Here is an 18999-nt window from a genome sequence, read left to right on the forward strand (position 1 = left end):
GCCATCTTACACTTTTTATAATTAACGCGCGAATGTAATTTGGTGAAGTACCATTTCCCTTAGCAGCATTACCTGCCCAGGTTCTTTGGGTATAATCTCAGCCTCTAATTTTGAAGCACCCCTTTCGATTGAAAGTCAAAGTTAAGTATTTTTTTGAAATCAAAAAATTTCATTGATATTTACGAATAGATACAATAAAAAAACCTTCATTTGGTATAATGAAGGTTTTTTGGTTAGTAATAGAAGATTGATTGATTGATTTTATAAAAAATCAACTGGTTTAGTTGGTATTAGATTTATGGTTATTAAATCTGAAGCAAAGAAACAGCAGAAAAAATATTTCACAAAAAAAACAAGACATCGGAATGTCTACTCGCAAAAAAAAAGCGTCTACAAATTGTCTACGTATTTTTTTTATTATACCTTTATTCACTAAGTATAAAGTGCTTATACAAGCTAAAAACTGCAAATTTATGAGTCATAAACTGCAAATTTTAAAGCATTTAATATCTTTTTTTATCCTTTTAAATGGATTTTTTCCTGTTTTTGCACAGGATAATATTCAAAAAAACATCAATAACATAGAAAAAAATACAATTGATGGACAGTTTGATGTTGCAGAAAAAGAATTAAATGTTTTATTAAAACAGAATAATAATAATCAATTAAATAAAGTTATCATCTATATAAACTTTGTTAACCTTTATGCAAATGAAAATGATTACAATAATGCTTTAAAATATGCTAATCTAGCTAAGGAAATAGCTGATAAAACACCAAATAAATTAGATGATTCCTATACATCTTATGCTTTTGCAAAATTGTATTTGCAAAATAGCATGTATGATAAAACTGTATATTTTTCTAACGAAGCATTAAAAACACTTAAAAAGTATCCTAACGAGAATACTCTAAGAGCAAAAATTTATTTATTGTTATCTACCATACATTCTAGAACGGGAGTATATTCTGAAGAATATAATAATTATATTTCTAAAGCTGTTTTTTATGCAAAAGAAAGCAATTCTCCTATGGAATTATTAGCTGCAAATACAGCTCATTCATTTATGTATTATTATAAATACTTAAGGAGTAATTCTACAGAAGATATGGAAAAAATGTTTCAGAATGCTGAATTAAATTTAAGCATCTTAAATCAACCAAATACGAATGACATTCCAAATACAGAGGCTTGTAGAACATATGAGAATTTAGCTTATTTGATTAATTTATATCCTTATAAAAATTTAAATAATAATGAACGATATAATTTAGCTGAAAAATATATCAAATTAGCTTTAGAATATTCAAATAAAATAAACAATAATCCTGGCTTAAAATCTAGTTGTTACTCAACTTTTGCTAAAATAAAAGAGAAAAATGGAGATGAAAAGTTGGCAGAAGAATATTATTTGAAATCTTATGAGATAATCAAATCTGATCGTAATGTTATAGAAAATAGTACAATTAATAATGTTGTTGGACTTATTTCAAATTTTTATGAAAAGAATAATCAACCAGCAAAAGCACTAAAATTCAATAAAGAATCTTTAACATACACCCAAAAGGCATATGAACAAGCGAATGAAAATAAGCGAAATGTATTAGAAGCATTCTATAATTTTGAGCGTAAAAATGAAGAAATAAATCAATTAAAAGTCAAGAATAACAATTTCATGAAACAACGATTTTTATATTTATTTCTGATCGGAGTTTCTGTTATTGGGATTGTATCTCTTATTTACATGATTAATTACAGACAAAAATTAAATAAACAAAAAACTAATTTATTAAAAGCTGAGAAACACGAAACGGCTTTAAAATTAAAATTAGAATCTGAGGAAAAAGCACGCTTAGAAGCTGAGCAAAAGTTGATGGATTTGCAACAAAAAAAATTGCAAAAGAAAGCGCTTGCAACATCTTTACAATTAAATCATAAGAATTCTTTTATCAGTGAACTAAAAGAAAAAATAAAAGATGATAAGAATTTTAATATTAATAAAATATTGAAAGATGAACGATTAATGGACGAAGATTTCAATAGAACTCAAGATATTATAAAAGAAGTTCATCCAGATTTTTTTAATAAATTAATTGAAGTTTCTAAAAGTAAATTAACGAATCAAGATTTAAAATATGCCGCTTATTTGTACTTGAATATGGATAATACGCAAATCTCAAATCTTATGAAAGTTGAAACAAAAACGGTTCGAATGGCAAAATATCGTTTGAAACAAAAAATAGGATTAGATAAAGAAGTTGATTTACAAACTTTTATTCAAAATTTATTCGCATAAAAAATGTAGACAAGTTGTCTACATTTTTTTTATTCTATTTTAAGCTCTGCTACAATTGGGAAATGATCAGATTTAATATTCTCTCCTCGAGAAAAATTGGTTACTTTAATTTTTTTAGAAACCCAACATTGATCAATATTTGTTCGAAAAATCGGAATAAAAGCATTCCAAGAATTATTCAATCCAAATCCTGAACGAGCATCTTTCAACTTATCTGATTGTACCAATTTGAAATTCGGCGAATAAACCGTAGAATTCAAATCTCCAATCAAAATAATATTTTCATTAGGCAAAGCATCAATTTCATTTTTCATCAATTCGTATTGCTTATTTCTTCGTTCGAAACGCGCTTGATTTGGCAAAGGAGGAACTGGATGTGTTGCTAAAATATTAACCGGTTTTGCATCTACAGAAATTTCCGCCAAAATAGAAGGATGCATTTCATCGATATAATTTTTTGTAGCTATTTTAGTAAACGGTATTTTAGAATAAATCGCGATTCCGAAATTATTACTTCTTACTTCTTCTTTATAATAAGGATATTCTTTTCTGATAAATTCTACATGTTTTTGCCAAGCTGGAGTTAATTCCTGTAAAACAATTACATCACTTTTTTCTTTAGCTAAATAATCTTGAAGATGTTGAAATTCTTCATTTTGAGAAAATATATTAATTGACGTAATTTTGAAATTCGATTTTTCGCCTTTTGCATTTTCTCCAAAATAAAAATTTCCCATGTTTTGATAAACAATATATGGAATTGCAAACAAAGGAATCAACCACAAAATATTTTTCTTTTCTTGTTTTCGAATAGAATAATTGTAAATCAAACACAGAAAAAACGCAATAATCAATGCATAGATAGAATATTGCACCAACATATCAAATACAAAATACTGATAAAAGCTCTTGCTAGATAAGTAAATCCCTGCAAATACAAAAAATAAAATTCTACTCCATTTTGTTAACATCTCGTCGATACTTTTTTAATTCTCGTAAAAGTAGAAATTATATTATTCATTAACTTCGCAATATGATAAAAATCGGAATTTTAGGAGGAGGACAATTAGGATATATGTTTTTGCAAAATGCATTGCAATATCCTTGTGAGATTAGTATTTTAGATCCAGCTGCTGATGCACCTTGCGCTCCGCATGCTCATCATTTTGTACAAGGCGATTTCAAAGATTATGAAACGGTTGTCGCATTTGGAAAAGATTTAGATGCAATCGGAATTGAAATTGAACATGTAAATGTTGAAGCATTGCGTTATCTAAAATCTATTGGAAAACGAGTTGTTCCAGATCCTGAAGCTCTAGCGATTATCCAAGATAAAGGAATTCAAAAAGAATTTTATGTCAATAATAATATTCCGACTGCGCCTTATTTTGAATTAGATAATTGGGAAGATTTAAAATCAAAAGAAGATATCAATTATCCTATTTTTCAAAAATCTAGAAAAGATGGATACGATGGAAAAGGTGTTCAGTTCTTAAAATCGGAAGCTGATTTGAATAAAATGCTTCAAGCGCCTTCTATTTTCGAAACTCCAGCCGATTTAGATCGTGAAATAGCTGTCGTTACAGTTGCCGATCATTTAGGAAACATTGTTACTTATCCAACAGTAGAATTTGTTATTAATGAAGAATATAATTTGTTAGATTATTTATTAATGCCTTCTACACTTCCGAAAGAAATCACTGATCGTGCTGAACAAATTGCATATGATGTTGTAAAAGCATTGAAATCTCCAGGAGTTTTCGCAGTTGAATTATTCTTGAACAAAGATCAATCAATTTGGGTAAACGAAACAGCTTCTCGTGTTCATAATTCTGGACATTCAACAATTGAAGCTGCATATTCTTCACAATTCGATCAAATGTTAAGAACCTTAATGCAATTACCACTTGGATCTACAAAATTGTTCACAACTTCTGCAATGGTTAACTTGATTGGTGCTGAAGGACAAACCGGACAAGCTGAAATAGAAAACATTGAAGAGTTATTAACAATTCCAGGAACATTTTTACATTGGTATGCTAAAACCATTACAAAACCAGGGCGAAAAATGGGACACGTTACATTGGTTAACGATGATTTAGAACAATTAAAACAAAACATAAAACAAGTAAATGCAACGGTGAAAGTCGTGGCAAAAAAGTAACAATTATGGTAGGAATTATAATGGGAAGTGATAGCGATTTGCCTATCATGAAACAAGCCGCTGATCTATTAACAGAATTAAACATCCCTTTCGAATTAACTATTGTTTCTGCTCATCGTACGCCACAACGTATGTTTGATTATGCGAAAACAGCACACGAACGTGGAATAAATGTCATAATTGCTGGCGCTGGTGGAGCTGCACATTTGCCAGGAATGGTTGCTTCGATTACGCCACTTCCTGTGATTGGAGTTCCTATTAAATCGTCAAATTCTATTGATGGTTGGGATTCGATTTTATCTATTTTGCAAATGCCAAATGGAATTCCGGTTGCAACAGTTGCAGTAAATGCAGCAAAGAATGCAGGAATTTTGGCAGCACGTATTTTAGGTGCAACTAATCCAACTTTGCAAGAAAGATTAATCAAATATCAAGAAGATTTACAAAAAGCTGTAGAAGCAAAAATAGAGCTTGTAAAAGGCGAATATCCGAATGGGTTTGATAAGTAAGTTAATGATCTAGTTGTAATAATTATCAAGCTACAATGAACTTTATCGAAAGTGTTTCAAATTATGTTTTAGAAAATCTCGCTGTAAAAGATTTACCTAAAATATCAATTATTGCTCTCTCTGAAAATATAAAATCTGAATCAATTTATATTTTAGCTGGAATGAGCGAAAATGATAATTCATTTGAAATTTTACAATATTTCAACAATAGCTTAGATGAATTAAATATCAAACTTCCATCTAAAATTGAATCAGCGAAAATTCTAACGAAATACTATTTAACAGAAATCGTAACAAATCCCAATGAAGCTTTTGAAATTATGATTATTCTAGATAATGAAGTTTACAAACAAATTGATTGGGAAAACTGTAATAGTAAATATATTGGTGAAGAATTAAAAATTGAATATTTATATACTTGGTATCGTGAAATTCAAGATTGGAAAGACAACGGAATATTATTATATCACAATGAATTAAATAAAAAAAATCAGTTTTTGAAACTTAAAGAAAATCTTGTATTGGAAGCTGAAAAAGCACTTAAAAATCATTACAACTAACAATCTATTATTAATAATAACCAAAAACTCCCAAACTTATTAAGCTTGGGAGTTTTTTTTATTAAAATCAATAATTTACTTTTTTTTAAAAAAATAACCTATTTGTAATAAAATCCTATTGGCGAACATTACAAACACATACGATTGTAATAAAATCCTATTGGCGAACATTACAAATACATACGATTGTAATAAAATCCTACTGGCGAACATTACAAATACATATGATTGTAATAAAATCCTACTGGCGAACATTACAAACACATATGATTATAATAAAATCCTACTGGCGAACATTACAAATACATATGATTGTAATAAAATACTATTGGCGAACATTACAAACACATATGATTGTAATAAAATCCTACTGGCGAACATTACAAACACATATTGATTAATATAAACGAATGTCTTATAACCAAAAACGCCCGAACAAATCGTTCGGGCGTTTTTATATTATATAAGAAATTTTAAATCTTAACGTAAAGCTCTATCGCGGTTATCAACCACATCAGCAGCTTGAATCAATGACTGTAACAATGTTTGTTGGAAACGTCCTTGTAATTGACGGTTTAAGTTATCCAAAATCATTGAACCTTTTTGATTCTTTTGAATTTGTTGAGTTAGAGGAATAATGTAGAAAACTCCAGCATTACCAGCAATAGCTTTAGAAGATTGATTTAGTTTTACACCAAACGCAGCTCCTACAACTTTCGGCTCTAAACCAACACCTGTTAAATTAGAATTAGAGAAGTTAACTGTTGCATCTCCTTTTTTCGCTCCAAATTTAGAAACAAAAGCATTCAATCCACCATTTGCAACTTGCTCATCAACCAATTTAGCAACTTTTTCGTGCATCAAAACTGGCTCAACATATTGGCGAACTACACTTGGATGCGCTAAACCTTTATCAAATTTTTCAACTAAATGAACAACGATATAATCTCCTGTAGAAGATGTAAATAAGTTTGTTGCTCCTTTATCTGTTTTTTTGCTAAAAGCCCATTTTAAGATATCTCCATCCTGATCGTTTGGAATATCTTGTCCAATCGGAGCATAACGCTCGATTCCTTCTGTTGTATTATTTAAATAACCACCTTTTTTCGCGATGTTTTTAAAATCATTCAATGATTTTCCTTCAACACTCTGAACATACGTTCTTGCATTTGTAAATGCTTTTTCTGTTGTTGCTTTAGAAGGTTCGATTGTTTTTACAATATTCGCTACTTGATAAGCCATTTTATTTTTTGCATCATCAACTTTGATAATATGGAATCCAAATTGAGATTCAACTAAATCAATTGTTCCAACTGGTTTACTAAAAATAAATCCATTGTACGTTTGGTCTAATTGATTGTTTTTTCCAACCCAACCAATGCTTCCTTTTTGTACAGCAGATGATTTATCATCAGATTTAGTAGAAGCAACTTCTCCAAATGAAGATGGATTAGCTTTAATTTCAGCTAAAATTTGTTCAGCTAATTTTTTCGCTTCCTCTTTTGTACGTTTCACTCCATTTCCTGCAGCACTTCCTGTGTAAGTAACTAAGATATGGCTAGATTTTACAGAATCTTTTACTTCTTTCGATTTTGAAAGTTTGTATAATTGATAAGTATTTCCAATTTTGAAAGGTCCTCCAATTTGTCCAACTGTAGCTGTTTTCAAGAAGTTTGTAGCTTCTGGTCCTAATTGTGCTTGCTCTAATTCTTCTTTTGTAAAATAATTCGGAATAAATGGTTTCTCAGAATTTTGAGTTACATAAATAGAATCGCTTTTAGCAGACCCAAAGGCAGCAATTGTATCTGTTACATTGTTCACATCATCATGAACAATTTGAGTTGATAAATACTTTTTGATATTTGCCAAAGAAACAGCTTCATCAGCTGCAGAAGCTCCAGCAGGGAAGTAAGTATAGCTTAATTTAACTAAACCTTCTGCTTTAAATAATTTTGGATATTTTGCTTCGTAAGCAGAAATTTCTTCGTCTGTTACTTTTACGTTTAATTTTTTTGCCAACGTTGCATAATCTACAAATGCATACTGGATGTTTGCATTAGAGATATTATATCCTTGTTGAATATCAGCTTCTTTGTTTGTAACCGCTGTTCCTGCCATTACATACCCAAAATATTTTTGAGAAAGTAACTGTAATTTTATTTGTTCAGCAGTTTGCAACCATGCTCTATATTGTTGTTGTGCTTCAGGATTAGAAGCTGCATTTGCTTCTAGTTGAGCAATCTGTTGTTGTGCTTCTGCACCAGATGCCATTCCAAAATTTTGTGCAGTATAGCTCCAGAATTCATCATCAGAAACTCTTAAACCTAATTTTTCAGCATGTTGTTTCAATACGCTCTGGCTAACTAAGCTATTCCATGTTTGTTGAGCAATTTGATTTGGAGTTGCAGATTGTCCTTGATTTTCATACATCTTTTGTGTTTGATCATATGCACTTTGATATTCTGCAATACCAATAGGTTCTCCGTTTACTGTACCAACTACAGACGGATCTCCTGTAAATAATTGTTTAATCTTTGAATTCTCTCCGAATAAATCTCCTGCAACGAAAGCTAACATTGCAACTCCGATTACAACGAAGATCAGCCAAGTTTTTTTACGAATTTCTCCTAAAACTGCCATTGTTTTATTTTAATGTTATTTCTATAATAGGTGGCGAAAATACGACAATACATTGAATAATAAAATAGAAGAAGCGACAAGTATTCGCTTTTTTGTTAACTTTTTTAACGCAATTTAGAATTTTTGATTACCATCAACATATTTGAATCCTTGATTGTTGAATAAAGTATATGTTTCTAAATCATCTGTTGCTTGCAAACCATTTTTGGCTGTTAATGAATCACCTTGGTTGCTAATTAAGTAAACTTCTTTTGATGTATAAACTGTTTTATTTTTCTTATTCCAAAATAATTGTTCGCTTTTCAACGAATCACCTTTCTCATTTACGATTATTACGTTTCCTCTACCTTCGTACATTCCAGTTACATCACTCAACTTTGCCCAATCTGCCTGAAAATAACCTGGTTTTTCGCTTCCTTTTTGATAAAAATCAAGGTTTAAACCTTTTCTAAAAATCGTGTAAGGTGAATCTACTGTTGTAAATTCTTCAATCAATGGCGAACGCAAATTACCTGAGATTCTTCCTGAATCTCGATTGATAATATTTGCATTGATAAGTGTTCGTGTTGGAAACTCCGACTTCTTCTTATTGATAGGAGGAACTTCTTTTTTACAAGAAAAAAGCAAGACGAAAAAGCTCATCAGCCCAAATATTAGGCATGATTTGATTAAAACTTTTTCGTTTACTTTTTTATATAATTTTTGTTTGTTCAAAATCAAAATTAATCAATAACTCTTTTTCTAAACCAAATATCGTTAATGTCAAATCCAACTTTCATCCCGAAATAATTTTCTTTGATTAAGTTGTTTGCTGTTTTCCCTCTTTGTCCGTATTCTAAAGAGATATTCATCATAGAACCATCGTTTTGCTTTCCTATTGGCAAACCGAATCCTAAAGTTGCTCCATAAGCATCTATATCAGTTCCGTGAATAGAATATTGAGCTGATTGATAATACATACCTGCTCGATAAGTTACGCGGTTAAAATAACTTTTGTAACTGTTGAAATCTGGAACCCAATATCCACCAACGGCTAAACGTACATTGTTTTTATAATCTACAGCTGAAGACATTGTGGTATTTTGTCCTTCTACAGGTTGAGAAAAATCTTTCCAGTTATTGTATTTAGCTTCTACCGCTAAAGACCATGTATTATCTTTTGAATATGAAGCTCCCAAAGTAAATTGTTGTGGAATCTTCGTTTTACCATTATCAATTCTAATAATAGAGATTGTGTCTAAAGATGACTTTGTTGTACCAATGTAAGAATAAGAAGTTGTAAGATCTGTAACGTCTGTTCTTAACTTAGTTCCTAATGTATAAGTTGCTCCAACGTTCAGGTTATGCGTTTTATCTATTTTCTTTTTATACATTGATCCTAATGTAAATTGAGCACCACGATAATTAGATTTATCACTATAGTCAACTGCTAAACTCGCACCATCTATAGCTAAAATTTCATCACGCTTCAACTCTCCAAATAAATAATTTACGCGCAAACCTAAAGAAAAGTCTTTTGTAAGATTTCTAGAATAAAAGGCATGAAGACTGTTTAATCCTCCATCTCCTTTCATTTGTACAGTTTGTTTGATGTTATTTCTCTCAGAAGTATTCATAATATCATATCCTAACGCTGTGTAAGGTTGAAAGCCAAGTCCGAAACTTCCTTTTTCACCAACAGGGAAAGCTAAAGATATATTAGATATATTGAAACGTCCAGCGCTTTCTTTATCCGTTCCAGATTTGAAATTATAATTAGTTCCACTTCCACTTGCATTGAAAGTTGTCATGCGCAAATTCTGGTTTGCTGCCGGATTTGAGAAATTAGCACTTTGCCCAAAAGGATTAGTAGGAACTGTTGAGATACCGCCCATACCAGCTTGTTCTGTATTATTATCAAATAATTGCTCTCCTACTCCGTACGCAGAATAAGGAGAAACTGATATTGACTGAGCTTTTATTGTTACCACGCTAAGTAGTGATAAACTGCAAATAATCCACTTCATTATGAATGTATAATAGAATTCTAAGACGCAAATATGATGATTTGTTGCGAATTGTAAAAATAAGATTTCAAAAATGAGTTGTTAAATCTCTATTAAAATATCAAAAACAATTCATTTTTTGCAAAGATAAAAATATTTTTAAATTTATTTCTCGGTAAATGAACAAGATAGCTTTTTAGGCTAAAAAATATTTTAAATAATGTTTGGTAGAACAGATTTTCGCTCTATATTTGCATCACAATTAAGGCGGTGCCTTAGCTCAGTTGGTAGAGCAAAGGACTGAAAATCCTTGTGTCCCTGGTTCGATTCCTGGAGGCACCACTGCTTAAAAACCTCAATCATTTGATTGAGGTTTTTTTATTTTAATCCAATAACGGAACTCTCCGACACATCTTTATTGCTTTTCTCTTTATATTCTATTAATTTTATCAAGAATAAAAAATCTATAAAAATTAAAACAAAAAAAAGCATCAATAACAATTGATGCTTAAGTAAAGTATTTTTAAAAAAATCGTTACACATTAAATAAGAAGTGCATAATATCTCCATCTTGTACGATATATGCTTTTCCTTCTACGTTTAATTTTCCTGCTTCACGACATTTAGATTCAGATCCATAAGTAATAAAATCTTCAAATTTAATGACCTCTGCACGAATAAATCCTTTTTCGAAATCGGTGTGAATAACTCCGGCAGCTTGTGGTCCTGTTGATCCTTTTTTGATTGTCCAAGCACGAACTTCTTTTACTCCCGCTGTGAAATAAGTTTCTAAATCTAATAATTTGTAAGCAGAACGAATCAAACGATTAACTCCTGGTTCTTCTAATCCTAATTCTTCTAAGAAAATTTGACGTTCGTCAAAAGTTTCCAATTCATTAATATCTGCTTCAATTTGTGCTGCTAAAATTAACACTTCAGCATGTTCGTCTTTTACAGCTTCTTTTACTTTTTCTACCCATTCGTTTCCGTCTTTTGCAGCAGATTCGTCTACATTACATAAGTATAAAACTGGTTTAGAAGTTATTAATTGTAACGAATCAACAATTTCTTGTTCTTTTTCGTCCAAGTCCATTTCACGAACATTTTTCAATTCTTCTAAATGAGCAATAACAGCTGTTAAGACTTCTACAACTTTTTGTTCTTCTTTGTTCCCAGCTTTAGCTGCTTTTTTAGATTTATCAATGCGTTTTGTAACGGTATCCAAATCTTTTAATTGCAACTCAATATCAATCGTTTCTTTATCTCGTAATGGATTGATAGAACCATCAACATGGGTAATATTATCATTTTCGAAACAACGTAAAACGTGAATAATTGCATTACATTCACGGATATTCCCTAAAAATTGATTTCCTAAACCCTCTCCCTTACTTGCTCCTTTTACCAAACCAGCAATATCTACAATTTCTACAACCGCAGGCACAACGCGCTCTGGATTTACAATTGCTTCTAACTGATTTAAGCGAGTATCTGGCACAGAAACTGTTCCTACATTTGGCTCGATTGTACAAAAAGGATAATTCGCCGATTGTGCTTTTGCATTCGACAAACAGTTAAATAAAGTAGATTTACCAACATTAGGCAATCCAACAATTCCACATTTCATATATGTTGTCTCTTTTTTTAATGATTGAATATTAGAACGATGTTCTAATAATTTTGTGCAAAGATAATGATTTCCATTAAATTTATTTAACCGAAGAAACTCTGTTCAATTTTATGCTTAATACATTTCCTGAATAAGATTTCATTTCGCCTAAAAAGCAATCGCAAGTTGCATTATAAACCAAATTATAATAATTAGAAGTTTTATCAAGATTTATCTTTCTGAATTTGAGTTGAGGAAACTTAAACACAACAGAATCTGTTATATCTTTCTCATAACCATCCTGAAAGTCAAATTCTATTTTAAGCTTTGATTTATTTCTCGCAATATCCATGATTGCATCACTTTTCGACAAAGGAACTTCCACAACTTTCGATTTATAATCCAAAAAATCTTGTTGCCATTTTCCTTCAATCGTTTTTATGTTATTAGATGCGCAACTTGTAATAAATACAAAAAAAATAAATATTAGAGAATGTTTCATAAGTGTTAATTTTTAATTGAAAATACAATTATTTATTTACATTTACTTAAATACTTATTACAATGAAATTAAAAGCCTTAATCGTAAGTTTTATGATTGCTTTCTCAGGAATCGTAAACGCGCAAACAGCAACAGAAATATTAGCTAAAGCTCAAAATCAAGCGAAAATCGAAAATAAAAATGTCTTTTTGATTTTCCATGCTTCTTGGTGCGGATGGTGTAAAAAAATGGAAAAAAATATGGATGATCCTGCTGTAAAATCATATTTTGATTCCAACTATGTCAAAACATTTATTACTGTTCAAGAACGTGCGGAAAAGAAAAATTTAGAAACTCCAGGTGGAGATGCTATAAATGAAAAACTAGGAGGAAAAAATCAAGGTTTACCATTTTGGGTAATTTTAGATTCGGATGGAAAAGTTTTAGAAGATTCTCGTGTAAATGGAGAAAATCTTGGCGGTCCAGCTTCAGAAGAAGAAGTAAATAATTTGATTACAAAGCTTGAAAAAACAACGAAAAACGATAAAGTTGATCCAGAAAAAATAAAAGAAGTTTTTATTTTGAAAAAGAAATAATAAAACAAATGAGTTCGGCAATTTAACCGAACTCATTTTATTTTTTAATTTGTCCTATTATTATGAATATAGAAAATCAAATTAATTTTCTATTATATTGATAATTATTTTCTCCAATATTTATACGTATTGATTAATCCGTTTGTAGAAGAATCATGAGAAGTAACTTGTTCATCATTTTCTAACTCAGGTAAAATAACATTTGCTAATTGTTTCCCTAACTCAACTCCCCATTGATCAAAAGAAAAAATGTTCCAAATAACACCTTGTACAAAAATTTTGTGTTCGTACATCGCGATTAAATTTCCTAAAACTTTTGGCGTTAAAACTTCATATAAAATTGAATTTGTAGGACGATTTCCTTCAAAAACTTTAAAAGCAGTTAAGAAATCAATTTCTTCTTTCGATTTTCCTGCTTTTTCTAATTCAGCAACAACTGTTTCTTCATCTTTTCCAAATGCCAAAGCTTCTGTTTGTGCAAAAAAGTTGGATAATAATTTTGCATGATGATCGCCTAAAACATTCAACGAATTAGCTCCTGCAATGAAATCAGCTGGAATTAATTTTGTTCCTTGATGAATCAATTGATAAAATGCATGTTGCCCATTTGTTCCTGGTTCTCCCCAAATAATTGGTCCAGTTTCATAATCTACTTTTTTACCATCACGACCAACATATTTACCATTCGATTCCATATCTCCTTGTTGAAAATATGCCGCAAAACGTGATAAATATTGTTCATAAGGCAACAAAGCAACCGAATCAGCTCCAAAGAAATTGTTGTACCAAATTCCTAAAAGCGCCAAAATAACTGGAATATTTTGATCTAAAGTTTCAGTTTTAAAATGAATATCCATTTCATGAGCTCCTTCCAATAATTCTTCGAAATTATCGAAACCAACTGCCAAAGCAATACTTAAACCAATTGCGCTCCAAAGTGAATAACGACCTCCTACCCAATCCCAAAATTGGAACATATTTGCTGTATCAATTCCGAAATTAGCAACACCTTCTGCATTTGTTGACAAAGCCACAAAATGTTTCGCAACATCCTCTTCTTTAGCATCAGAATTTAGAAGCCATTCTTTTGCCGAAAAAGCATTCGTCATCGTTTCTTGCGTTGTAAAAGTTTTTGAAGCAACGATAAACAAAGTAGTTTCTGGATTTATTTCCTTAAAAGTTTCTGCTAAATGTGTTCCATCAATATTTGAAACGAAATGGATATTTAAACGTGTTTTATAATGTTTCAACGCTTCAGTGACCATAACTGGCCCAAGATCGGAACCTCCAATTCCAATATTAACAACATCTGTAATTTCTTTTCCTGAAAAACCTTTCCATTCTCCAGAAATTACTTTTTCTGAAAAAGATTTCATTTGTTCTAAAACCTCATTAATTTGAGGCATAACATCTTCTCCATCAACCAAAACCGCTTCATTAGAGCGATTGCGCAAAGCAGTATGCAAAACTGCACGCTTTTCTGTAACATTGATTACATCTCCTTCAAACATTTGTTGAATTGCTGAATCAACATCCATTTCTTTTGCTAAATCAACCAAAAGTTGAATCGTTTCAGCATTAATTCTATTCTTCGAATAATCGACTAATAATGAAGGATATTGAATAGAAAATTCTTCAAAACGTTTTGGGTTTTGAGCAAATAATTCCTTGATTGATGTATGCTGAATCGTTTCGAAATGTTTCTGTAAAGCATTCCAAGCTTTTGTTGTTGTTGGATTGATTGTATTTAAAGCCATAATATTTTTTAGTATTCTTTCCTTAACAAATTTAATCATTTCAACTATATCTCAAAATCTAGTTTTCGATGAAAATGAATTAGTTTACTATTTTTCTCCAAATCAAAAAAAATTAGAATCATCGACAACAAGCTAATTTTTTTATCTTTACTTCACTAAACCAACTTCATGAAATACATCACAGGTTTTTTAGTCCTTATTTGGCGCATTTGGATGATTTTATTAGCCACAATTTATGTGTTAATAATTGGCGTTTTCATCGTTTTACCTTTGGCAAATTTCGATAGAACGTTTCCTTATATCTATCCTTTTGTTCGTTATTGGGGAAAATTTGTATTGTATGGAACTGGATTTAGAATTGATTACAAAAAACTTGTTCCGCTCGATTCGAAAGAAAATTATATTTTTATAGCTAATCATACTTCAGTAATGGATATTATGTTGATGTTAACGATTCTGAAACATCATCCAATCGTATTTGTAGGGAAAGCAGAATTACTTAAAATTCCTATATTTGGACGAATATTCGAACGAATTTGCATTCCTGTTGATCGAAGAAGTGCTCGTAGTAAAGCGCAAGTTTATCCTGAAGCAAAGAAAAAATTAGACAAGAACTTGAGCATCTTTATTTTTCCTGAAGGCGGAGTAACAGATGAAAAAGAATTCAAGATTTATTTGGATCCTTTTAAAGATGGAGCGTTTAACATTGCAATTGAAACAAAAACTCCTTTGGCTGTTTTATCAATTCATGGATTAAATAAAATGTTTCCATTTGATTGGTTTAGAGGATATCCAGGAAAAATAAAAGTCCGTTTATTAGCAACATTCGAAACGAAAGATTTGAATGTAAAAAACGATAAAATTGCTTTGAAAGAAGCTGCTTATAACATGATTTTAAAAGATTTAGAACAATGAAAAATTTAGTTTATATCGCATTAGGAACAGCTTTAACAGCGGTTGGTTGCAATAAACAAATCACTTCTACTAGAGAAATTGAAGCAAAAGACAATCAAACTTTTGCTGATTTAGATAAAGCGAGAATCAAACATTTAAGTTTAGATATCGAAACTGATTTCAATACGCATCAAATCAAAGGTTCTGCAGCTTATACATTCCAAAATAATAAAGCAAAACAATTGATTTTAGATACTGAAAAATTGACAATTGATTCAGTTTTATTAGCGAATGGACAAAAAACAACTTATAAATTAGGTCAAAAGGATTCGATAAAAGGTCAAGCATTAATCATTGATGTCACGCCAAATGATACAATTGTAAAAGTTTTCTACAAAACTTCACCTGATGCAAATGCTTTACAATGGTTGAATCCACAACAAACTCACGACAAGAAACATCCTTTTTTATTGTCTCAAGGTCAAGCTATTTTAACACGTTCATGGATTCCGATTCAAGATACACCAAGTGTTCGCTTAACATACGATGCGAAAGTAAAAACGCCGAAAGATTTATTGCCTTTAATGAGCGCTATTAATCCGAAAGAAAAAAATACAGAAGGAGTTTATACTTTCAAAATGCCACAACCAATCGCTCCTTATTTGATTGCCTTGGCTGTTGGTGATGTTCAATATCAACAAATTGATAACAGAACTGGTATTTACGCAGAACCTGGCTTGCTAAAAGCTGCTGCTTGGGAATTTGCCGATATGGGAAAAATGGTAACAGCTGCCGAAAAACTATACGGAAAATATCCTTGGGAACAATTTGATGTGTTGGTTTTACCACCGTCTTTTCCTTTTGGAGGAATGGAAAACCCACGTTTAACATTTGCTACACCAACCGCTATTGTTGGAGATCGCTCGATGACAAATTTGATTGCACACGAATTGGCACATTCTTGGTCTGGAAATTTAGTCACAAATTCTACTTGGGATGATTTCTGGGTAAACGAAGGATTTACAGTTTATTTCGAGCGTAGAATTATGGAAGAGTTAGAAGGAAAAGATTATGCAGATATGATTTCGGTAATTGGTTTTCAGGATTTAGAAACTTCGATGAAAAATATTCCTGAAAAATATACTTCTTTAAAAGTAGACATGACTGGATCAAATCCTGATGATGCTTTTTCAGATGTTCCTTACGATAAAGGTTATTTATTCTTGAAAATGTTAGAAGATAAATATGGGCGTGAAAAATTTGATAAATTCTTGAATCAATACTTTTCTTCGCATGCTTTCCAAACAATGACTACAGAAAAATTTGTAGAATATTTGAAAGCAAATTTAACCAACGGAGATGATTCATTTGTTCAGGAATGGATTTATAACACAGGTTGGCCAAAAGATTTGAAAAAACCAACTTCAAAATTATTCGATTTAGCAGAATCTCAATTGCAACAAGATATTACAAACGGACGAAACAATGTTGCTCCAAAAAAAGTGGCTATTTCAACAAAATCAACAAACGAATGGGTTCATTTTATCCGTCAAATAGATACAACTAAAAACACAAAAGAAGATTTAGCCTATTTGGATTCTATTTATGATTTTACTGATTCTAAAAATCCTGAAATACAAACAGCTTGGTACGAAAAAGCATTCTTAATGCATTATGATAAAGTTAATATAAATGCCAAAGAATTTTTAGTTACAGTTGGTCGTCGTAAATTTTTAGAACCTTTATATTTAGCGCTTAAAGAATCTAATCAACTTGATTTAGCGAAGAATATTTACAAAGATGCTCGTCCAAATTATCATTTTGTCGCTCGACAAACAATTGATACAATGTTAAATTACAAACCTTAAAAACATGGCAATTGTAGCATATACAGATGGTTCTTCGTTAGGAAATCCTGGTCCTGGAGGATTTGGTTGTATTCTGTTGGAAACTGAGAAAAAAGTAAAAAAAGAAATTTCTCAAGGTTTTCGATTAACAACAAATAACCGAATGGAATTGTTGGCTGTTATTACAGCTCTAGAAACATTAAAGTTTACGAATACAGAGATTACCATTGTAACGGATTCTAAATATGTTGTAGATGCAGTACAGAAACGCTGGGTTTTTGGTTGGGTACAAAAAAATTTTAAAGGAAAGAAAAATGCTGATTTGTGGAAAAGGTTTTTAGAAGTTTACAAACTTCATAAAGTCAATTTTCAATGGATAAAAGGTCATGCTGGACATCATTGGAACGAAGAAGCAGATAAATTGGCTGTTGCCGCAGCAAATAAACCCGAAAACTTTAAGATAGATTCTTACTTCGAAATTCATCAAAATGAAGAATAATTATCTACTTTTATAGATAGAGAGAAAAATGAGAGCGAAGATGTTGTGGAGATTCCTTCTATTACTTTTAATAGTTTATAGTTGTTCACCAAAAAATGAAAAAAATGATATAATCTACTTTAGTGGACGGATTGCGAATGCACAAACAGATAGCATTTATCTATTATTGAATAACAGAGAAAAAGCCTTTGCATTAGATTTTGATGGAAATTTTTCTGATACACTTCTCTTAGTTGACGAAGGTTATAAAACACTTTCTATAGAGCGAGAAGAATTTACAATTTATTTGGTTCCTGGTGATAGCTTGATTTTAAATGCAGATTTAAAACAACTTGAAAATAATTTTAAGTTCGCTGGAAAAGGAAAAAATAGAAACAATTATTTAATTGAGAAAAGTTTTAAAACGGATAAATTCTTAACCGATAATACAGAATTATTCAAATTAGCCCCAACAGATTTCAAGAATCAAATTAAACAATTTCATCAAAAAGTTTTTGAACATTTAGAGAAACTAGAAGTTAATACTTCATTCATCAAAACAGAAGAAACAAATCTCGACTACGATTTTATCAATTTACTGTATATGTACAAGGATTCGTATAATTACTACAATCCTGCATCGCAGCAATTACCAGATAATTTTTTAACAGAATTAGATGAAATTGATTTGGATAATGATGAAGATTATAGAACTTATCAAAGTTATCGAAATATTGTTTTAACGAATTTACAAGAAAAATTATATCAAGGATTTTCCCCAGATTATTTGTTAGAAAACATAAAAAGTCCATCAATAAAAAATGGATTTCTTAATTCATTAATCTATGAACTAGATCCTAAAGATCCTAACAGTCAAACTATTTATCAAGCAATACAAAAACATTGTAAATATCAACCTTGGTTAGATGTAGCTGATAAGCGAATGAAAAAAAATGGCTGAAAAAGATAATTATTTCTCAATCATGCTTATTTAGAGGCTTTCTTTTTAGTTTTTCTTTTTTTTGACGCAACCTTTACATTACATTTGCATCTTATTAGAAAATAAATCAACAATAATGTCTAAACCAAAAAGAATTCATAAGACTTATAAAAAGTCTATATTTCAAAAAATGAAAATAAAACCGGTCAACATATTACTTTTTATGGCTGTAGTTTGTTTTA

Annotated in this window: 16 protein-coding genes, 1 tRNA gene and 1 riboswitch; of the genes, 10 read left to right on the forward strand and 7 right to left on the reverse strand. The window is 30.6% G+C overall.

What is annotated here, in order from left to right; genetic code table 11:
• Positions 1 to 38: 38 nt before the first annotated feature.
• Positions 39 to 133, reverse strand: a riboswitch (TPP riboswitch).
• Between the two features lie 340 nt (positions 134 to 473).
• Complete coding sequence (locus tag ACMHJW_RS12635) at positions 474 to 2297, forward strand: hypothetical protein (RefSeq protein WP_413533775.1); 1824 nt, start codon at positions 474 to 476, stop codon at positions 2295 to 2297.
• A 29-nt stretch (positions 2298 to 2326) separates the two neighbouring features.
• On the opposite strand, the gene ACMHJW_RS12640 is transcribed toward ACMHJW_RS12635, so the two are convergent.
• Positions 2327 to 3268, reverse strand: a complete 942-nt coding sequence (locus ACMHJW_RS12640; RefSeq protein ID WP_413533776.1) for an endonuclease/exonuclease/phosphatase family protein — start codon at positions 3266 to 3268, stop codon at positions 2327 to 2329.
• A gap of 62 nt (positions 3269 to 3330) precedes the next feature.
• On the opposite strand from ACMHJW_RS12640, the gene ACMHJW_RS12645 reads away from it, so the two are divergent.
• Genes ACMHJW_RS12645 through ACMHJW_RS12655 form a run of 3 tightly spaced genes read left to right on the forward strand, consistent with a single transcriptional unit; the run spans position 3331 to position 5530 of the window.
• Positions 3331 to 4461 (forward strand): 5-(carboxyamino)imidazole ribonucleotide synthase, encoded by a 1131-nt coding sequence (locus ACMHJW_RS12645; RefSeq protein ID WP_413533777.1) that lies wholly within the window; start codon positions 3331 to 3333, stop codon positions 4459 to 4461.
• Positions 4462 to 4466: 5 nt separating this feature from the next.
• Positions 4467 to 4970, forward strand: a complete 504-nt coding sequence (purE, locus tag ACMHJW_RS12650) for a 5-(carboxyamino)imidazole ribonucleotide mutase (protein WP_413533778.1) — start codon at positions 4467 to 4469, stop codon at positions 4968 to 4970.
• A gap of 35 nt (positions 4971 to 5005) precedes the next feature.
• Positions 5006 to 5530, forward strand: a complete 525-nt coding sequence (locus ACMHJW_RS12655) for a hypothetical protein (protein ID WP_413533779.1) — start codon at positions 5006 to 5008, stop codon at positions 5528 to 5530.
• A gap of 480 nt (positions 5531 to 6010) precedes the next feature.
• Here the strand turns inward: ACMHJW_RS12655 and ACMHJW_RS12660 are convergent, their stop codons facing one another.
• From ACMHJW_RS12660 to ACMHJW_RS12670, 3 genes are all read right to left on the reverse strand, one after another.
• Positions 6011 to 8170, reverse strand: coding sequence for a SurA N-terminal domain-containing protein (locus ACMHJW_RS12660; protein WP_413533780.1), 2160 nt, complete (start codon positions 8168 to 8170; stop codon positions 6011 to 6013).
• A gap of 114 nt (positions 8171 to 8284) precedes the next feature.
• Positions 8285 to 8890 carry an LPS export ABC transporter periplasmic protein LptC gene (gene lptC, locus ACMHJW_RS12665; protein ID WP_413533781.1) on the reverse strand — a complete coding sequence of 202 codons (606 nt, stop codon included), beginning with the start codon at positions 8888 to 8890 and terminating at the stop codon, positions 8285 to 8287.
• Positions 8891 to 8892: 2 nt separating this feature from the next.
• The gene (locus ACMHJW_RS12670) at positions 8893 to 10176 is read right to left on the reverse strand and encodes an OmpP1/FadL family transporter (protein ID WP_413533782.1); all 1284 of its coding nucleotides are present in this window, start codon (positions 10174 to 10176) and stop codon (positions 8893 to 8895) included.
• Positions 10177 to 10424: 248 nt separating this feature from the next.
• On the opposite strand from ACMHJW_RS12670, the gene ACMHJW_RS12675 reads away from it, so the two are divergent.
• A tRNA-Phe gene (locus tag ACMHJW_RS12675) sits at positions 10425 to 10497 on the forward strand.
• A gap of 193 nt (positions 10498 to 10690) precedes the next feature.
• Here the strand turns inward: ACMHJW_RS12675 and ychF are convergent.
• A complete protein-coding gene (ychF, locus tag ACMHJW_RS12680; RefSeq protein ID WP_413533783.1) occupies positions 10691 to 11782 on the reverse strand; it encodes a redox-regulated ATPase YchF in 1092 nt (363 codons plus the stop codon).
• 82 nt (positions 11783 to 11864) lie between these two features.
• Entirely contained in the window at positions 11865 to 12266 is a 402-nt protein-coding gene (locus ACMHJW_RS12685; protein ID WP_413533784.1) for a hypothetical protein, read from the reverse strand.
• A gap of 62 nt (positions 12267 to 12328) precedes the next feature.
• On the opposite strand from ACMHJW_RS12685, the gene ACMHJW_RS12690 reads away from it, so the two are divergent.
• Entirely contained in the window at positions 12329 to 12841 is a 513-nt protein-coding gene (locus ACMHJW_RS12690; protein ID WP_413533785.1) for a thioredoxin family protein, read from the forward strand.
• A gap of 104 nt (positions 12842 to 12945) precedes the next feature.
• On the opposite strand, the gene pgi is transcribed toward ACMHJW_RS12690, so the two are convergent.
• A complete protein-coding gene (pgi, locus tag ACMHJW_RS12695; RefSeq protein ID WP_413533786.1) occupies positions 12946 to 14598 on the reverse strand; it encodes a glucose-6-phosphate isomerase in 1653 nt (550 codons plus the stop codon).
• A 168-nt stretch (positions 14599 to 14766) separates the two neighbouring features.
• Here pgi and ACMHJW_RS12700 point away from each other — a divergent pair, with 168 nt between their 5' ends.
• Genes ACMHJW_RS12700 through ACMHJW_RS12715 form a run of 4 tightly spaced genes read left to right on the forward strand, consistent with a single transcriptional unit; the run spans position 14767 to position 18778 of the window.
• The gene (locus ACMHJW_RS12700; protein WP_413533787.1) at positions 14767 to 15513 is read left to right on the forward strand and encodes a lysophospholipid acyltransferase family protein; all 747 of its coding nucleotides are present in this window, start codon (positions 14767 to 14769) and stop codon (positions 15511 to 15513) included.
• Positions 15510 to 17360, forward strand: coding sequence for a M1 family metallopeptidase (locus ACMHJW_RS12705; protein WP_413533788.1), 1851 nt, complete (start codon positions 15510 to 15512; stop codon positions 17358 to 17360). Before ACMHJW_RS12700 ends, ACMHJW_RS12705 begins: the two co-directional genes overlap by 4 nt.
• A 4-nt stretch (positions 17361 to 17364) precedes the next feature.
• Entirely contained in the window at positions 17365 to 17838 is a 474-nt protein-coding gene (gene rnhA, locus ACMHJW_RS12710) for a ribonuclease HI (RefSeq protein WP_413533789.1), read from the forward strand.
• 40 nt (positions 17839 to 17878) lie between these two features.
• The gene (locus ACMHJW_RS12715) at positions 17879 to 18778 is read left to right on the forward strand and encodes a hypothetical protein (RefSeq protein ID WP_413533790.1); all 900 of its coding nucleotides are present in this window, start codon (positions 17879 to 17881) and stop codon (positions 18776 to 18778) included.
• Positions 18779 to 18999 lie beyond the last annotated feature (221 nt).

It is taken from the genome of Empedobacter brevis (genome assembly GCF_965118635.1).
Taxonomy (GTDB): Bacteria; Bacteroidota; Bacteroidia; order Flavobacteriales; family Weeksellaceae; genus Empedobacter; species Empedobacter brevis_A.

Coding starts and splice junctions, on each gene's coding strand:
- ACMHJW_RS12705 (WP_413533788.1), top strand. CDS start 15,510: ATGAAAAATTTAGTTTATATCGCATTAGGAACAGCTTTAACAGCGGTT.
- ACMHJW_RS12700 (WP_413533787.1), top strand. CDS start 14,767: ATGAAATACATCACAGGTTTTTTAGTCCTTATTTGGCGCATTTGGATG.
- ychF (WP_413533783.1), bottom strand. CDS start 11,782: ATGAAATGTGGAATTGTTGGATTGCCTAATGTTGGTAAATCTACTTTA.
- ACMHJW_RS12645 (WP_413533777.1), top strand. CDS start 3,331: ATGATAAAAATCGGAATTTTAGGAGGAGGACAATTAGGATATATGTTT.
- purE (WP_413533778.1), top strand. CDS start 4,467: ATGGTAGGAATTATAATGGGAAGTGATAGCGATTTGCCTATCATGAAA.
- ACMHJW_RS12655 (WP_413533779.1), top strand. CDS start 5,006: ATGAACTTTATCGAAAGTGTTTCAAATTATGTTTTAGAAAATCTCGCT.
- ACMHJW_RS12690 (WP_413533785.1), top strand. CDS start 12,329: ATGAAATTAAAAGCCTTAATCGTAAGTTTTATGATTGCTTTCTCAGGA.
- ACMHJW_RS12670 (WP_413533782.1), bottom strand. CDS start 10,176: ATGAAGTGGATTATTTGCAGTTTATCACTACTTAGCGTGGTAACAATA.
- pgi (WP_413533786.1), bottom strand. CDS start 14,598: ATGGCTTTAAATACAATCAATCCAACAACAACAAAAGCTTGGAATGCT.
- ACMHJW_RS12660 (WP_413533780.1), bottom strand. CDS start 8,170: ATGGCAGTTTTAGGAGAAATTCGTAAAAAAACTTGGCTGATCTTCGTT.
- rnhA (WP_413533789.1), top strand. CDS start 17,365: ATGGCAATTGTAGCATATACAGATGGTTCTTCGTTAGGAAATCCTGGT.
- ACMHJW_RS12685 (WP_413533784.1), bottom strand. CDS start 12,266: ATGAAACATTCTCTAATATTTATTTTTTTTGTATTTATTACAAGTTGC.
- ACMHJW_RS12635 (WP_413533775.1), top strand. CDS start 474: ATGAGTCATAAACTGCAAATTTTAAAGCATTTAATATCTTTTTTTATC.
- ACMHJW_RS12640 (WP_413533776.1), bottom strand. CDS start 3,268: ATGTTAACAAAATGGAGTAGAATTTTATTTTTTGTATTTGCAGGGATT.
- ACMHJW_RS12715 (WP_413533790.1), top strand. CDS start 17,879: ATGTTGTGGAGATTCCTTCTATTACTTTTAATAGTTTATAGTTGTTCA.